Origin of the sequence: Sphingomonas sp. 2R-10 (assembly GCF_030062225.1) — a bacterium.
Lineage (GTDB): Bacteria > Pseudomonadota > Alphaproteobacteria > Sphingomonadales > Sphingomonadaceae > Sphingomonas.
Genome location: NZ_JASCXF010000013.1, coordinates 35,365 through 50,072 on the forward strand (window position 1 = coordinate 35,365; position 14,708 = coordinate 50,072).

The window sequence follows — 14,708 nt, forward strand, 5'->3', positions numbered from 1 at the left end:
CTTGCCCCGGCGGGCGCGGCGGGCCATCTGATCGACATGCACACCGCTCCCGATACGCTCGCCCTGATCGGCAACACCCCGCTCGTCCGCCTGAAGGGGCCGAGCGAGGCGGCCGGGGCGGAGATCTTCGCCAAGTGCGAGTTCGCCAATCCCGGCGCCAGCGTGAAGGACCGCGCCGCGCTGTTCATCGTCGAGGATGCCGAGGCGCGGGGGCTGATCCGGCCCGGCGGGACGATCGTCGAGGGGACGGCGGGCAATACCGGCATCGGCCTCGCGCTCGTCGCCAATGCCAAGGGGTACAAGACGATCATCGTCATGCCCGAGACGCAGAGCCGCGAGAAGATGGACACGCTGCGCGCGCTGGGCGCCGAACTGGTGCTGGTCCCTGCCGCGCCCTATTCGAACCCCGGCCATTTCGTCCACACCAGCCGCCGCATCGCCGAGGAGACGCCGAACGCGATCTGGGCGAACCAGTTCGACAACATCGCCAACCGCCGCGCGCATATCGTCGGCACCGGCCCCGAAATCTGGGAGCAGATGGGCGGGCGGATCGACGGCTTCACCTGTGCGGCCGGCACCGGGGGCACGCTGGCCGGCGTCGGCCTCGGCCTCAAGGAAAAGGACGAATCGGTCACCATCGCGCTGACCGACCCGCATGGTGCGGCGCTGTACGACTATTATGCTCATGGCGAGTTGCGGTCCGAAGGCACCTCGGTCGCCGAGGGGATCGGGCAGGGGCGGATCACCGCCAATCTGGAAGGTGCGCCGGTCGACACCCAGTTCCGCGTGTCGGACGAGGAAGGCATGGTCTGGGTCCGCCGGCTGCTGGCGGAGGAGGGGCTGTGCCTCGGCCTGTCGTCGGGCATCAACGTCGCGGGCGCGGTGCTGCTCGCGCGGCAGCTGGGACCGGGCAGCCGCGTGGCGACGATCCTGTGCGATACCGGCTTCCGCTACCTCTCGACGCTCTACGATCCGGCATGGCTGGCGGCGAAGGGGTTGGCGGTCGACAGCGGGGCGACTTGCGCGTAACACCGCCCTTGATGGTGCCGCGCTCCGATCAATCCCAGCTTCTGCAACGTTTGCGCGTCGGTGCGACCGGACTGGTGCTGGTCGTGCTGCTGATCGTGCTGGCAAGCGCATTGTTCCGCTCGGCGATCGACGAGGCCCCGATCGGCGAGGATGTCGCGACGGTCGAGGAACAGGCCAATGTCGCGCTGGCGAATCTGGCCGCACCGGGCAATCCCGACGAACCGCTGGCCGAGCTCGGCATCTCCCCCGGCGCCGCGCCGGGCGCCAACGCGGTAGTGCCGGAAGCGCGCTGAGCGCCATCGTTCCGATAGCCTGAAACTTCCGACGGACCACATGGCGACAAGCGTCACCCCGGCGAAGGTCGGGGTCTCCCGGTAACAGCGCGGTCTGTTCGCCGTGAGAGACCCCGGCCTTCGCCGGGGTGACGGTTTGGCGTACCCCTTGCCTGACAGGTGACGCAGCGAGATTCGCGCGGTCCGCCCCCCAAACCCACTCGCTACCGCCCGCACCCACCCCGGTAGCGGGCGTTCCCATCCCCGTACCAAAAATCCGACGCGGAAGGTTGGCGAACAAACAACGTACATCCCACAAAGCGACGTTCCAGTGGGTGATTTTCCCACTCTCACCCAACTTCTCCCATTGTGACCCATGTTGTGTTTTGGTACGCCTTGGACGTCACAGGGGGCAGGTCCTGGGATCGTCGAAATCACACCGCCCGGCGCGTATTTGCCGGCGGGCGACGCTTCTCCTGCGTGACCGAACAGGGGCTGTGTTGGAGAGGGAACTCTACCTGAGCTACGGGCTACAGGCGGTCGACGCGAAGGGTCGCGTCGCGGTGCCTGCCAAGCTGCGCTCGGTGCTGGAGAAGAACGCCGACTCCCGCGAACTGCTGCTCAAGCGTCACGGCAAGCATGTCTGCCTCAGCGCCTTCGACGCCGCATGGCCCCGGCTGCTGTATTCGCGCCGTCCGCAGGGCAGCGACGAGGATGCCGACACCGACTATAACGTCGCGGGCAAGGCGTTCGGCAACCTCGAAACCGCGCCGTTCGACAGCGCCGGCCGCTTCGTGCTGCCGACCTTCTATCGCCGCCGGGCGAAGATCGACAAATGGGCGTTCTTCCACGGGCGCGGCGACACCTTCAACATCTGGGACCCGTTCACGCTGATCGCCGATCTGGAGATCGACGCCGACACGCGCGAGCTGTGCGAGTTCCTGATGGAAGAAAAGGGGCTGCAATGACCGCCGCCCCGCACATCCCCGTCCTGATGACCGAAGCGGTCGCCGCGCTGGCGATCCGGCCGGGCGAATGTCATGTAGACGCGACCTTCGGCGCGGGCGGCTATACCCGCGCGATGCTCGCCGCCGGTGCGAACGTCGTCGCGTTCGATCGCGATCCGACCGCGCACGAGGCCGCCGCGCCGCTGCTCGCCGAAGCCGGCGACCGGTTGACGCTGGTCCGTGCGCCGTTTTCGGCGATGGCGGGCGAACTGGCGGCGCGCGGCATTGACGCGGTCGACGGCGTCATCATGGATATCGGCGTGTCGTCGATGCAGCTCGATCAGGCCGATCGCGGCTTTTCCTTTCAATATGACGGCCCGCTCGACATGCGGATGAGCCGCGAGGGGCTGACCGCCGCCGAATGGCTCAACACCGCCGAAGAGGCCGAGATTTCCGACGTGCTCGACCGCTATGGCGAGGAGCCGCGCCATCGCCGCGTCGCGAACTTCATCGTCGGCGCGCGGCCGCTGTCGCGTACCGGCGAACTGGCCGCGGTCGTCCGCCGCGCGCTAGGCCATCGTCCGCACGAGAAGAAGGACCCGGCGACCCGCGCGTTCCAGGCGATTCGCATCCACCTGAACGACGAACTGGGCGAGCTGACCGCCGGGCTCGACTCGGCGGAGCGGGTGTTGCGCCCGGGCGGGCGGTTGTCGGTGGTCAGCTTCCACAGCCTCGAGGACCGGATCGTGAAGCGGTTTCTGCGCGAGCGCGGCGGGGCGATGCCCGCCGGGTCGCGCCACCGCCCGGTCGTGGCGCAGGGGCCTGCGCCGAGCTTTGCCGACATCGCCAAGGCGGTGCGGCCGGGTGACGAAGAAGTATCGGTCAATCCGCGCGCGCGTTCGGCGACGTTGCGCGTGGGGCTTCGCACGGCTGCGGCGCCGTGGCGTTCGAACGGGAGTGCGATGTGATGGGGACGTTCGGGTTCGGGACCCTGGGTAAGTTGGTGGCGGTCGGCGTGATGGCGCCGGCCTTCTACCTCGTCATCTCGCAAGGGGCGGCGGAACGGGGCCGGGTCGAGGCGGTCGAACGCTCGATCGTGCAGGCGCGCAAGGATATCCGCGCGCTGGAAACCGAATTCGATACCCGCGCGAACATGGCGCAGCTCGAGCGCTGGAACGGCGACGTCCTGTCGCTCGCCGCGCCGCGGGCCGAACAATATGTCGGCGGCGAACATCAGTTGGCGTCGCTGCCCGGCCGGACCGAGGGCGGCAATCTCGCGCTCGCCTATGTCGTGCCCGCCGCGCCGATGGAAATGGCGGCGATGCCCGAACCCACGCTCGCCGCCGCTGCCGTGACTCCCGCACCCGCCGCCGCCCCGGGCAAGGTGGAGCAGCGCCAGCCCGCCGTGAAGCCGGTCGGCGCGGTGCGCACCGCCGCGATCGTGCCGGCCAAGGCGCGCGCCGTGGCGATGCTTGACCGCACGCTGCTGAGCGACGCGACGATGGCCGACCTCGCGCGTTCGGCGCGCAGGGAAGCCGCGCGGCCGTGATCGTCGTCGTGGCGCCCCCCCTCAACCAGCAACGTGCCGATGGCGCCCGGCATACGCTGGTCAACATCGCCCATTACCGGTTGATGGTGCTGATGCTGCTGTTCGCGGCGGGTGTCACGGTGGTCCTCGCGCGGCTGATGCTGCTGGCGGTCGCGGCCGAGCCGCGCTCGGCGATCGCGGCGGAGGCGGCGCTGGTGCCGCTGCGCGGCGATCTGGTCGATCGCAACGGCGCACCGCTGGCGCGCACCATCGACGCATGGTCGATCGCGGTGCGCCCGGACAAGGTGATCGGCGACAAGCGGCAACTCGCGCAGCAGCTTGCCGCGCTGATGCCCGATCACGACGCAGCCTATTATTATGCGCAGCTGAACCTCGATCGTGGCTTCGTCTATCTGCGCCGCCGCGCGCTGCCCGAACTGGTGCAGGCGGTGAACGCGCTGGGTGAGCCGGGCATCGCGCTCGGCCGCGAACCCGAGCGGCTGTATCCGCAGAGCGCGATGGCGGCACATGCGCTGGGCTATCTCGACATGGACGGGCGCGGCGTGCGCGGCATGGAGAAATATCTCAACGGCCGGCTGATCGACCCGGCCGAGCGGGGCCGCCCGGTCGCGCTCAGCCTCGACCTGCGCGTACAGGCGGCGCTGGAAAGCGAACTCGCCAATGCGATGGCGGTGTTCCAGGCGCGCGGCGCCGGCGGCATCGTGCTGGACAGCGACACCGGCGAGGTGATCGCCATGACCTCGCTGCCGACGTTCAACCCGAACCAAGTGACCGCGAATACCGGCCAGATGAACACGGTGACGCAGGGTGTGTACGAGCTGGGCTCGGCGTTCAAGCCGCTGACCATGGCCGCCGCGCTCGACACCGGCGTCACCCCGTCGCTGTCGAAGCGCTATGACGCCACGCAGCCGCTGGCCGTCGGCGGCTTCCGCATCCGCGACGACCATGCGCAGAAGCGCTGGCTGAACATCCCCGAGACGCTGGTCCATTCGTCGAACATCGCCACTGCGCGCATCGCCGACGAAATGGGGCAGGCGCGCATGGAAAAGCTGTTCCGCGCGCTGCATTTCGACAGCGCGCCCGATATCGAGCTGGAAAAATCGCGCACCATCTGGCCGCATTACTGGGGTCGGACCACGACGATGACCACCGCCTACGGCCACGGCATCGCCGTCACCCCGCTGCACCTTGCCAGCGCCTATGCCGCTTTGGTCAATGGCGGCATCTGGCGGCCGGCCACCATGCTGAAGCTGAAGCCCGGTCAGGCGCCGGCGGGCAGCCGGGTGTTTTCGGAAGCCACCAGCGCCAAGATGCGCGGGCTGCTGCGCCTGATCGTCACCGACGGTACCGGCCGCAAGGCCGAGGCGCCGGGCTTTCGCGTCGGCGGCAAGACCGGCACCGCCGAGACGGTCGGCGCGGGCGGCGGCTATTCGAAGAAGGTCAATGTCTCGACCTTCGCCGCCGTGTTCCCGATGGATCGCCCGCGCTATGTCGTGATCGCGATGCTCGACAGCCCCAGGGGTACGAAGGAAACCTTCGGCTTCACCACCGCCGCATGGACCGCCGCGCCGGTGGTCAGCCGGGTGATTTCGCGCACCGGGCCGCTCTTGGGGGTGATTCCCGACGCCAATGCCGATATCGACATCGCCGGATTGCGCGGGCTGCTGTGGCACGCGCCGGGTGATGCGAAGAAGCTGGCGAACGTGGAATGAAATTAGGGACGATCACGGGCGGCGACGAACCGCAGACGGTGACCGGCTTCGCGATCGATCATCGCAAGGTCGCACCGGGCACGATCTTCGGCGCGTTCGAAGGTGCCCGGGTGAATGGCGAGGACTTCATTCCCGCCGCCATCGCCGCCGGGGCGATCGCCGTCGTCGCCCGGCCCGAAGCGGTGGTCGAAGGCGCGGTACACATCGCCGCGGGCGATCCGCGCGAAGCCTTTGCCCGCGCCGCCGCCGCCTTCTTCGCGCCGTTCCCGCCGACCTGCATCGCGGTGACCGGCACCAACGGCAAGACCAGCACCGTCGAGATGGTCCGGCAATTGTGGCGGATGCAGGGCCATCACGCCGCGTCGATCGGCACGCTGGGCGTCACCACCGCCGACGAACGCGTCACGACCGGGCTGACCACGCCCGACATCGTCACCTTCCTGTCGAACGTCGCGGGGCTGGCGCGCGAGGGCGTGACGCATGTCGCGTTCGAGGCGTCGAGCCACGGCCTGTCGCAATACCGCACCGAAGGGCTGCCGGTGCGCGCGGCGGCGTTCACCAATCTCAGCCGCGATCACCTCGACTATCATGGCGACATGGCGACCTATCTGACCGCCAAGCTGCGCCTGTTTTCCGAAGTGCTGGCCGATGACGGCACCGCGGTGGTCTGGATTGACGATCCGCATGCCGACCGCGTGATGGATCTGGCACGGGTGCGCGGCAACGCGCTCATCACCGTCGGCGAACATGGCGAGACGCTGAAACTGGTCGGCCGCGACCCCAGCCTGCTGGGACAGGCGCTGACGATCGAGGCGGAGGGTACGACGCACAAGGTGCAGTTGCCGCTGATCGGCGCGTATCAGGCGGCCAACGCGCTGACCGCCGCCGGCCTCGTGCTGGCGACCGGCGGCACGCTGGCGGCGACGCTGGCGGGGCTGGCCCGGTTGCAGCCGGTGCGCGGGCGGCTGGAGCGCGCGGTGATCCTGCCGAACGGCGCGCCGGTCTATGTCGACTATGCCCATACCCCCGACGCGCTGGAGGCGGCCATCGCCGCGCTGCGCCCGCATGCGGAGGGGCGGCTGATCGTCGTATTCGGCGCGGGCGGCGACCGCGACAACGGCAAGCGCGCACCGATGGGCGAAGTCGTCGCGGCACGGGCCGACGTGGCGATCATCACCGACGACAATCCCCGTACCGAAGACGCCGCGCAGATCCGCGCACAGGTGTTGGCCGGTGCCCCGAACGCGACCGAGATCGGCGACCGCCGCGCCGCGATCCGTGCCGCCTGCGACATGGCGCAGCCGGGCGACATCGTGCTGATCGCGGGCAAGGGCCATGAACAGGGGCAGATCGTCGGCGACATGATCCTGCCGTTCGACGACGTGCAGGTGGCGCGTGACTGTGCGGGCTGACGGGCCGCTCTGGACCTCGGCTGCGATCGCTGCCGCGACCGGGGGCGTCGCTTCCGCAGACTTCACCGCCAGCGGCGTGGCGTTCGACAGCCGCGAAGTGGGGCAGGGCGACCTGTTCGTCGCGCTGTCGGGCGAGGCGACCGATGGTCATCGGTTCGCGGCACAGGCGTTCGCGCAAGGGGCGGCGGGGGCGATCGTGTCGCGTGCCGTCGATGGCCCGCACGTACTGGTCGACGACACCACCACGGCATTGAACCTGCTCGCCACCGCATCGCGCGCGCGCACCGCGTCGCGGATCATCGGTGTGACCGGATCGGTCGGCAAGACGGGAACCAAGGAAGCGCTGTTCGCCGCGCTCGACCGGATTACCCATGGGGCCGCGCATCGTTCGGTCAAGAGTTACAACAACCATACCGGCGTGCCGCTGAGCCTCGCCCGCATGCCGGCGGACACGCAGGCGGCGGTGTTCGAAATGGGCATGAACCATGCGGGCGAGCTGTCGAAGCTGACCCGGCTGGTCCGCCCCGAAGTCGCGATCGTCACCACCATCGCCCCCGCCCACACCGAATTCTTCACCGGCGAGGATGCGATCGCCCGCGCCAAGGGCGAGATCTTCGAAGGGCTGGTCGACGGCGGCATCGCGATCGTCCCGTTCGACAGCCCGCATCGCGACACGCTGATCGCCGCCGCGCGTCCGCATGCCGCCCGCATCGTCACCTTCGGCCTGCGTGAGGGGGCCGATGTCCGCGCGATCGAACATGTCCGCCTGTCGGGCGGCGACAGCTTCGTCACCGCGCGGCTGGGCGCGCGCGAGGTCAGCTATACCCTCGCCCCGCCGGGCGAACACTGGGTCGCCAATTCGCTGGCGGTGATGGCGGCGGTCGATGCGATCGGCGGCGACCTGGGCGTCGCCGGCCTCGCGCTCGCCGATCTCGCCGGTCTGGCCGGACGGGGCGCGCGGCGGCAGGTTCGGCTGGGCGGCGGCGACGCGCTGCTGATCGACGAAAGCTACAACGCCAACCCGGCATCGATGCGCGCGACGCTGAAGGTGCTGGCCGCCGAACGCGCCGATCGCCGCATCGCGGTGCTGGGCGAGATGCGCGAGCTGGGCGAGTCGTCCGACGCCTATCACGCCGCGCTGGCGGTCCCGATCGACGAAGCGGGCGTTTCGCGCGCCGTACTGGTGGGGGCGGGGATGCTTCCGCTCGCCAAGGCGCTTGAGGGCCGCATCGAAACCGTCCATGTGCCCGACGCCGCCGCCGCCGCGCAGGTCCTTGCGACCCTGATCGCGCCGGGCGATGCGGTACTCGTAAAGGGATCGAACGGGGTGGGGCTGGCGCGGGTCGTCGCCGACCTGTGGGGCCAGGACTGATGTTGTACGAACTCGCCGAATATCTCGGCTTTCCCGGGGTGCTGAACCTCTTTCGCTACCTGTCGTTCCGCACCGGCGCGGCGACGGCGACGGCGCTGTTCCTGGGGCTCATCATCGGCCCGCGCTTCATTGGCTGGCTGCGCGTGCGACAGGGCAAGGGGCAGCCGATCCGCGTCGACGGGCCGCAGACCCACCTCGCCAAGCGCGGCACGCCGACCATGGGCGGGCTGATGATCCTGACGTCGCTCGCCACGTCTGTGCTGCTGTGGATGGACCTCGCCAACCCGTTCGTCTGGGCCTGCCTGTTCGTGACGCTGGGGTTTGCGGCGATTGGCTTCCTCGACGATTACGACAAGGTGCGAAAGGCCAGCACCGCCGGCGTTTCCGGCCGGGTGCGGCTGCTGCTCGAATTCCTGATCGCCGGCATCGCCAGCTGGATCATCATCCGCCAGACCGGCACGATGCTGTACGTGCCGTTCTTCTCGGGCGTCGCGATCGATCTCGGGCCGTTCTACATCGTCTTCGCCGCGTTCACGATCGTGTCGTTCGGCAATGCGGTGAACCTGACCGACGGGCTCGACGGGCTGGCGACGATGCCGGTCATCATCGCGTCGGTCGCGCTGATGCTGATCGTCTATATGGTCGGCAACGCGAAATTCGCGGCGTATCTCGGCATTCCGCACGTGCTGGGCGCGGGCGACCTCGCGCTGTTCTGCGGCGCGATCGTCGGCGCCGGGCTGGCGTTCCTGTGGTACAATGCGCCCCCGGCGGCGGTGTTCATGGGCGATACCGGCAGCCTTGCGCTGGGCGGCGCGCTGGGCGCGATCGCGGTGTCGTCGCATCATGAAATCGTGCTGGCGATCATCGGCGGGCTGTTCGTCGTCGAGGCGCTGAGCGTCATCATCCAGGTGTTCTGGTACAAGCGCACCGGCAAGCGCATCTTCCGCATGGCCCCGATCCACCATCATTTCGAACAGCTCGGCTGGGCCGAGGCGACGGTCGTGATCCGCTTCTGGATCATCGCCTTCGTGCTGGCGCTGGCCGGCCTCTCGACGCTGAAGCTGCGGTGATTGTCGCTGCCGCCTGGGCGGGGAAGCGGTTCGCGGTGCTGGGGCTCGCCCGTTCCGGCGCGGCGACGGTGCGCGCGCTGCTTGCCGGTGGTGCGCGGGTCGTGGCGTGGGACGGTGACGAGGCGAAGCGCCACCAAATCCTCCGCGCTCGCGGGGAGGGGGAGCAGCCGCAGGCTGGTGGAGGGGGAGTGCCGCAAGCGACCCCGTCCGTGGCCACCCCCCTCCACCGTCCCGCGGACGGTCCCCCTCCCCGTGCCGGGGAGGATTTGATCCTGGCCGATCCGCTCTCGATCGACCTCACCGGCTTCGATGGCGTGGTCGTGTCGCCGGGCGTTCCACTGAACCGCCACCCGATCGCCCAGCACGCCGGCGACGCGCCGATCATCGGCGACATCGAACTCTTCGCGCAGGCGCGCGCCGACCTGCCCCCGCACAGGGTCGTCGGCATCACCGGCACCAACGGCAAGTCGACCACCACCGCGCTGATCCACCACATCCTCGAACAGGCCGGCGTGCCGACGCGGATGGGCGGCAATATCGGCCTGCCAATCCTCGCGCAGGACCCGCTGCCGGCGGGCGGCGTCTATGTCCTCGAACTGTCGAGCTACCAGATCGACCTGACCCGCAGCCTCGACTGCGACGTCGCTGTGCTGCTCAACGTCACCCCCGACCATCTCGACCGTTATGCGGGGTTCGACGCCTATGCCGCGTCGAAGGCCCGCCTGTTCGCGATGCAGTCGCCCGGTCGCATCGCGATCGTCGGCACCGGCGACGCGGCTTCGACCGCCATCGCCGACACCCTGCCGCACGCGATCCGCATCGCCGTGCCCGCCGACGCCCCCGCTCATGGCCCCGCGCTCGCCGGTCCGCACAATGCCCAGAACGCGCTGGCCGCCATCGCCGTCTGCGAAGCCCTCGGCCTGTCCGCCGATACCATCCGCGCCGGGCTGCAAAGCTACCGTGCCCTCCCGCACCGCATGGCGCACGTCGCCGACGTGAACGGCGTCGCCTGGATCGACGACAGCAAGGCGACGAACCCCGATTCGACCGCGCCTGCGCTCAACGCGTTCAAGCGCATCCACTGGATCGTCGGCGGCCTCGCCAAGTCCGACGACCTCGATGCCTGCCGTCCCGGCTTCGGCAACGTCGTCCACGCCTATACCATCGGCACCGCCGCCGAACGCTTCGCCGGGCTGCTGGCACCCGACCTGCCGGTCACCATCGCCAACACATTGGACGACGCCGTAAAAATGGCCGCGACAGCCGCGCAGCCGGGCGATACCGTATTGCTGTCGCCGGCCTGTGCGTCGTTCGATCAGTTCAGCGATTTCGAAGCGCGGGGACGCGCCTTCGCGGCGGCGGTGGGGGCATTGCAATGACCGATACGGTACGCGGGCGCGACGTCCGGGCGCTGCGGCAACGGGTGGAGACGCTGCAGGGTCGCAGCGCGCGCTCACCGGTCGGCGCGTGGTTCCGCGAGGTCGACCGGGTGCTGCTGCTGATCGCGATGGTGCTGATCGCGATCGGCCTTGTCGCGGTCGCAGCCGCATCGCCTGCCTCGGCGGTGCGTTATTCGGGTGGCGACGTCACCGTGCCGCCGATGATGTATTTCTGGCGACAGGCGGGGTGGATCGCCTTGTCCTTCCCGGTGATGATCGTCGTCTCGATGCTGCCGGTCACGCTCGCGCGGCGGCTGTGCCTGCTCGGCGCCGCGGTGCTGCTCCTCGCGCTGATGGTGACCCCGTTCGTCGGCGTGGAGGCGAACGGCGCGCGGCGCTGGATCAACCTCGGCGTCGGCCAGTTCCAGCCGTCCGAGTTCCTCAAGCCGATGTTCATCGTCACGACCGCTTGGCTGCTGTCGCTGCGCGCGAAGGACCCGCAGCTGCCGATGCTGTGGGTCACCGGCGCGCTGACCGCGGTCATCGCCGGCTGCCTGATGCTCCAGCCCGATTTCGGGCAGACGGTGATCTTCTGCGGCGTATGGGCGGCGCTGCTGGTGATCGCGGGCATCCCGGTGCGCACGATGGCGATCCTCGGTGCTGCGGGCGTCGGGCTGATCGCCGCCGCCTACACCTTCTACGGCACCGCGCGCGTCCGCATCGACGGCTTCCTGTTCCCCGATCCCGCCAGCGCCGCGACCGACAGCTATCAGGTCGACATGGCCCATGCCGTGCTGACGGCGGGCGGGGTGGTCGGCACCGGCCCCGGCGGCGGTCGCGTCAAGTTCAAGCTGCCCGAGGCGCATACCGACTATATCTTCGCGGTCGTCGGCGAAGAGTTCGGCCTGATCGCCTGCGCCATCATCGCGCTGATCTTCCTCGCCATCGTCGTGCGCGTCTTCGTCCGCCTGCTGGACGAGGAGGATGCGTTCAAGCTGCTCGCCGCCGCAGGCCTGGCGCTGCAGTTCGGCGCGCAGGCGCTCATCAACATGGCGGTCAATGTCGGCATCGCCCCGTCGAAGGGAATGACGCTGCCGTTCATCTCGTACGGCGGGTCTTCGATGATCGCGCTGTCGATCGGCATGGGACTGCTGCTCGCTTTCACCCGCCGGAACCCGTATCTGAGCCGCTCACCTTACGGCCCACAGCGCTGGAGCGCAGCGAAATGAGCAAGCACTATGTCCTCGCCGCCGGGGGCACCGGGGGGCATATGGTCCCCGCCGCGGCGCTGGCGACCGAACTGACCCGACGCGGGCACCGCGTCGCACTGGTCAGCGACGAGCGCGGCGTGCGCTTTCCCGACCTGTTCGACGGCGTGCAGACCCATGTCCTGCCCGCCGGGCGCCTGAGCGGCGGGCCGATCGGCTGGATGAAGGCCGGGCGACAGATGCTGGCCGGCCGGTCGATGGCGATCGAACTCTACAAGACGTTCCGCCCCGCAGCCGTGATCGGCTTCGGCGGCTATCCCGCGCTCCCGGCGCTGCTGGCGGCCTTTGCGCAGAAGGTGCCGACGATCATCCACGAACAGAACGCCGTGCTCGGCCGGGTCAACCGGCTGGTCGCGGGCAGCGTCCACGCCATCGCCACCAGCTACGAACGCGTCGACCGGCTGAAGGACAAGCACGTCCCCAAGACGCATCTGGTCGGCAACCCGGTGCGCGAGAGCGTCCTTGCGCTCCGCGAACGGCCTTATCCCGCGCTGGACGAGGACGGCCTGTTCCGCGTGCTGGTGACCGGCGGCAGCCAGGGGGCGAGCATCCTCAGCCAGGTCGTGCCCGACGGCCTCGCGCTGCTGCCCGTCGCCTTCCGCCGCCGGATGCAGGTGACGCATCAGGCGCGGATCGAGGATATTGACGCTGTGCGCGCCAAATATGCCGAACACGGCATTCCGGCGGAGATCGCGACCTATCTGCCCGACCTGCCCGACCGGCTGGCATGGAGCCATGTCGTCATCGCCCGTGCCGGTGCCTCGACCATCGCCGAGTTGACCGCCGCCGGTCGTCCCGCGATCCTCGTGCCGCTGCCCTCGGCCACCGACGATCACCAGACCGCGAACTGCCGCGAGATCGTGGCCGCCGGCGGCGGGCGTTCGATCCCGCAGGCGCAGTTCGCCGCGCCCGAACTGGCCAAGCAGATCCAGAAGCTCGGCCTCGACCCGGCAGCGCTCGCCAATGCCGCCGCCCGCGCGCGCAGCTGCGGCCGGCCGTTCGCGGTGCGCGACCTCGCCGATCTGGTCGAAAGCATCGACGCACCCAGGGCGAAGGTGGGCAAGGTCGCCCCCGTCAAACGGCAGAAGGAAGTATTTGCGTGAAGGGTGTCGCGACCGATATCGGCACGATCCATTTCGTCGGCATCGGCGGCATCGGCATGTCGGGCATTGCCGAGGTGATGCACAATCTCGGCTACAAGGTTCAGGGATCGGACGTGGCCGAGGGCTATGTCGTCGACGGCCTGCGCGCGCGCGGCATCGACGTGCATATCGGCCACAAGGCGGAGAATGTGGAGGGTGTGGCGGTCGTCGTCACCTCGACCGCGATCAAGCCCGGCAACCCCGAACGCGACCATGCGCTGGCGAAGCGCATCCCGGTGGTGCGCCGTGCGGAGATGCTCGCCGAACTCATGCGCCTCAAATCGACCGTCGCGGTCGCGGGCACCCATGGCAAGACGACCACGACCTCGCTGATCGCCGCGCTGCTCGATGCCGGCGGGGTCGATCCGACCGTCATCAACGGCGGCATCATCAACAGCTATGGTTCGAACGCGCGGCTCGGCGCGTCCGACTGGATGGTGGTCGAGGCCGACGAGAGCGACGGCAGCTTCCTGCGCCTCGACGGCACCTATGCGGTCGTCACCAACATCGATCCCGAACATCTCGACCATTATGGCAGCTTCGACCGGGCGAAGGACGCCTATGTCGAATTCATCGAGAACGTGCCGTTCTACGGTGCCGCGATCCTGTGCCTCGATCACCCGGAGGTGCAGGCGCTGATCCCGCGCATCCGCGACCGGCGCATCGTGACCTACGGCTTTTCCGCCCAGTCCGACATTCGCGGGGTCGAGGTGACGGCGGGTCGCGACGGCAATCGCTTCGACTGCGTGGTCCGCGATCGCGACGGCAATGCCCGCACCATCGCCGGCATCCACCTGCCGATGGCCGGCCGCCACAATGTCCAGAACGCGCTGGCGGCGATCGCCGTCGCGGTCGAGCTGGGGCTGGACGACGCGACGATCGCGCAGGGGTTCGCCAAGTTCGGCGGGGTCAAGCGCCGTTTCACCCGCGTGGGCGATGTCGCGGGCATGACCGTGATCGACGATTACGGCCATCACCCGGTCGAGATCCGCGCCGTCCTCTCCGCTGCGCGCGAGGCTACCGGCGGCCGCGTGATCGCCGTGGTCCAGCCGCACCGCTATTCGCGACTGGGCGCGCTGATGGACGAGTTCGCACAGGCGTTCAACGATGCCGATGCGGTCCATGTCCTGCCCGTCTATGCCGCGGGCGAGACCCCGGTCGAGGGGGTGAGCGCCGAGGCGCTGGTCGACGGCATCCGCCTGCGCGGCCACCGCTCGGCACAGGTCGCGGCCGACAAGGACGCGCTGGCGACCGCGCTGGCGGCGGATGGACAGGACGGCGACCTGATCGTCTGTCTGGGCGCGGGCGACATCACGAAGATCGCCGCCGGCCTGCCGGCTGCGATCGGAGCGAAGCTGGCATGAGCGACTGGTTCTCCACGGCGATCGAGATGCAGCGCGAAATCCTGCGCGCGCAGCAGGCGCAGCTCGACGCGGCCAGAAAGCTGCTCGACACCGCCGAAACGCGCGACATGACCGAGGTGGGCAAGCAGATCGCCGATGCGCAGGCAGAGGCGTGGACCGCGTGGGCGCGCTTCTGGGGCGCAGGAAAATGAC

The 14,708-nt window shown here is 69.2% G+C and carries 14 protein-coding genes; all 14 read left to right on the plus strand.

All coding sequences use genetic code 11. The annotated features are described in order from the left end of the window. Window positions 1-36: 36 nt before the first annotated feature. The 14 genes from QLH51_RS07715 (at window position 37) to QLH51_RS07780 (ending at window position 14,707) form a co-directional block, all read left to right on the plus strand. Window positions 37-1,029 carry a cysteine synthase A gene (locus QLH51_RS07715; RefSeq protein ID WP_125657408.1) on the plus strand — a complete coding sequence of 331 codons (993 nt, stop codon included), beginning with the start codon at window positions 37-39 and terminating at the stop codon, window positions 1,027-1,029. 50 nt (window positions 1,030-1,079) lie between these two features. Further along, window positions 1,080-1,322, plus strand: coding sequence for a hypothetical protein (locus QLH51_RS07720; RefSeq protein WP_206428998.1), 243 nt, complete (start codon window positions 1,080-1,082; stop codon window positions 1,320-1,322). Window positions 1,323-1,801: 479 nt separating this feature from the next. Further along, complete coding sequence (locus QLH51_RS07725; RefSeq protein WP_164516140.1) at window positions 1,802-2,269, plus strand: division/cell wall cluster transcriptional repressor MraZ; 468 nt, start codon at window positions 1,802-1,804, stop codon at window positions 2,267-2,269. Then, window positions 2,266-3,216: a 16S rRNA (cytosine(1402)-N(4))-methyltransferase RsmH gene (rsmH, locus tag QLH51_RS07730; protein ID WP_125657414.1), complete on the plus strand. Its 951-nt coding sequence runs from the start codon at window positions 2,266-2,268 to the stop codon at window positions 3,214-3,216. Before QLH51_RS07725 ends, rsmH begins: the two co-directional genes overlap by 4 nt. Next, on the plus strand, window positions 3,216-3,797 hold the full coding sequence (locus QLH51_RS07735) for a hypothetical protein (RefSeq protein WP_125657416.1): 582 nt from the start codon (window positions 3,216-3,218) through the stop codon (window positions 3,795-3,797). The genes rsmH and QLH51_RS07735 overlap by 1 nt, the downstream gene beginning before the upstream one ends. Further along, entirely contained in the window at window positions 3,794-5,509 is a 1,716-nt protein-coding gene (locus tag QLH51_RS07740) for a peptidoglycan D,D-transpeptidase FtsI family protein (protein WP_125657419.1), read from the plus strand. Before QLH51_RS07735 ends, QLH51_RS07740 begins: the two co-directional genes overlap by 4 nt. Beyond that, on the plus strand, window positions 5,506-6,921 hold the full coding sequence (locus QLH51_RS07745) for a UDP-N-acetylmuramoyl-L-alanyl-D-glutamate--2,6-diaminopimelate ligase (RefSeq protein WP_125657421.1): 1,416 nt from the start codon (window positions 5,506-5,508) through the stop codon (window positions 6,919-6,921). Before QLH51_RS07740 ends, QLH51_RS07745 begins: the two co-directional genes overlap by 4 nt. After that, the gene (locus tag QLH51_RS07750; RefSeq protein WP_206428999.1) at window positions 6,905-8,293 is read left to right on the plus strand and encodes a UDP-N-acetylmuramoyl-tripeptide--D-alanyl-D-alanine ligase; all 1,389 of its coding nucleotides are present in this window, start codon (window positions 6,905-6,907) and stop codon (window positions 8,291-8,293) included. Before QLH51_RS07745 ends, QLH51_RS07750 begins: the two co-directional genes overlap by 17 nt. Beyond that, window positions 8,293-9,363: a phospho-N-acetylmuramoyl-pentapeptide-transferase gene (gene mraY / locus QLH51_RS07755; protein WP_125657424.1), complete on the plus strand. Its 1,071-nt coding sequence runs from the start codon at window positions 8,293-8,295 to the stop codon at window positions 9,361-9,363. Before QLH51_RS07750 ends, mraY begins: the two co-directional genes overlap by 1 nt. Beyond that, window positions 9,360-10,742 (plus strand): UDP-N-acetylmuramoyl-L-alanine--D-glutamate ligase, encoded by a 1,383-nt coding sequence (gene murD, locus QLH51_RS07760; protein WP_206429000.1) that lies wholly within the window; start codon window positions 9,360-9,362, stop codon window positions 10,740-10,742. Before mraY ends, murD begins: the two co-directional genes overlap by 4 nt. Next, window positions 10,739-11,971, plus strand: coding sequence for an FtsW/RodA/SpoVE family cell cycle protein (locus tag QLH51_RS07765; protein WP_125657427.1), 1,233 nt, complete (start codon window positions 10,739-10,741; stop codon window positions 11,969-11,971). The genes murD and QLH51_RS07765 overlap by 4 nt, the downstream gene beginning before the upstream one ends. Beyond that, window positions 11,968-13,113: an undecaprenyldiphospho-muramoylpentapeptide beta-N-acetylglucosaminyltransferase gene (murG, locus tag QLH51_RS07770; protein WP_125657430.1), complete on the plus strand. Its 1,146-nt coding sequence runs from the start codon at window positions 11,968-11,970 to the stop codon at window positions 13,111-13,113. The genes QLH51_RS07765 and murG overlap by 4 nt, the downstream gene beginning before the upstream one ends. After that, window positions 13,110-14,516: a UDP-N-acetylmuramate--L-alanine ligase gene (gene murC / locus QLH51_RS07775; protein WP_125657433.1), complete on the plus strand. Its 1,407-nt coding sequence runs from the start codon at window positions 13,110-13,112 to the stop codon at window positions 14,514-14,516. The genes murG and murC overlap by 4 nt, the downstream gene beginning before the upstream one ends. Further along, window positions 14,513-14,707 (plus strand): hypothetical protein, encoded by a 195-nt coding sequence (locus QLH51_RS07780; RefSeq protein ID WP_125657435.1) that lies wholly within the window; start codon window positions 14,513-14,515, stop codon window positions 14,705-14,707. The genes murC and QLH51_RS07780 overlap by 4 nt, the downstream gene beginning before the upstream one ends. Window position 14,708: the final 1 nt, after the last annotated feature.

Bases quoted from the DNA above. Each gene is read 5' to 3' on its own strand.
- QLH51_RS07715 (WP_125657408.1), top strand. From the start codon at position 37: ATGCACACCGCTCCCGATACGCTCGCCCTGATCGGCAACACCCCGCTC.
- rsmH (WP_125657414.1), top strand. From the start codon at position 2,266: ATGACCGCCGCCCCGCACATCCCCGTCCTGATGACCGAAGCGGTCGCC.
- QLH51_RS07735 (WP_125657416.1), top strand. From the start codon at position 3,216: ATGGGGACGTTCGGGTTCGGGACCCTGGGTAAGTTGGTGGCGGTCGGC.
- QLH51_RS07745 (WP_125657421.1), top strand. From the start codon at position 5,506: ATGAAATTAGGGACGATCACGGGCGGCGACGAACCGCAGACGGTGACC.
- mraY (WP_125657424.1), top strand. From the start codon at position 8,293: ATGTTGTACGAACTCGCCGAATATCTCGGCTTTCCCGGGGTGCTGAAC.
- QLH51_RS07765 (WP_125657427.1), top strand. From the start codon at position 10,739: ATGACCGATACGGTACGCGGGCGCGACGTCCGGGCGCTGCGGCAACGG.
- murG (WP_125657430.1), top strand. From the start codon at position 11,968: ATGAGCAAGCACTATGTCCTCGCCGCCGGGGGCACCGGGGGGCATATG.
- QLH51_RS07780 (WP_125657435.1), top strand. From the start codon at position 14,513: ATGAGCGACTGGTTCTCCACGGCGATCGAGATGCAGCGCGAAATCCTG.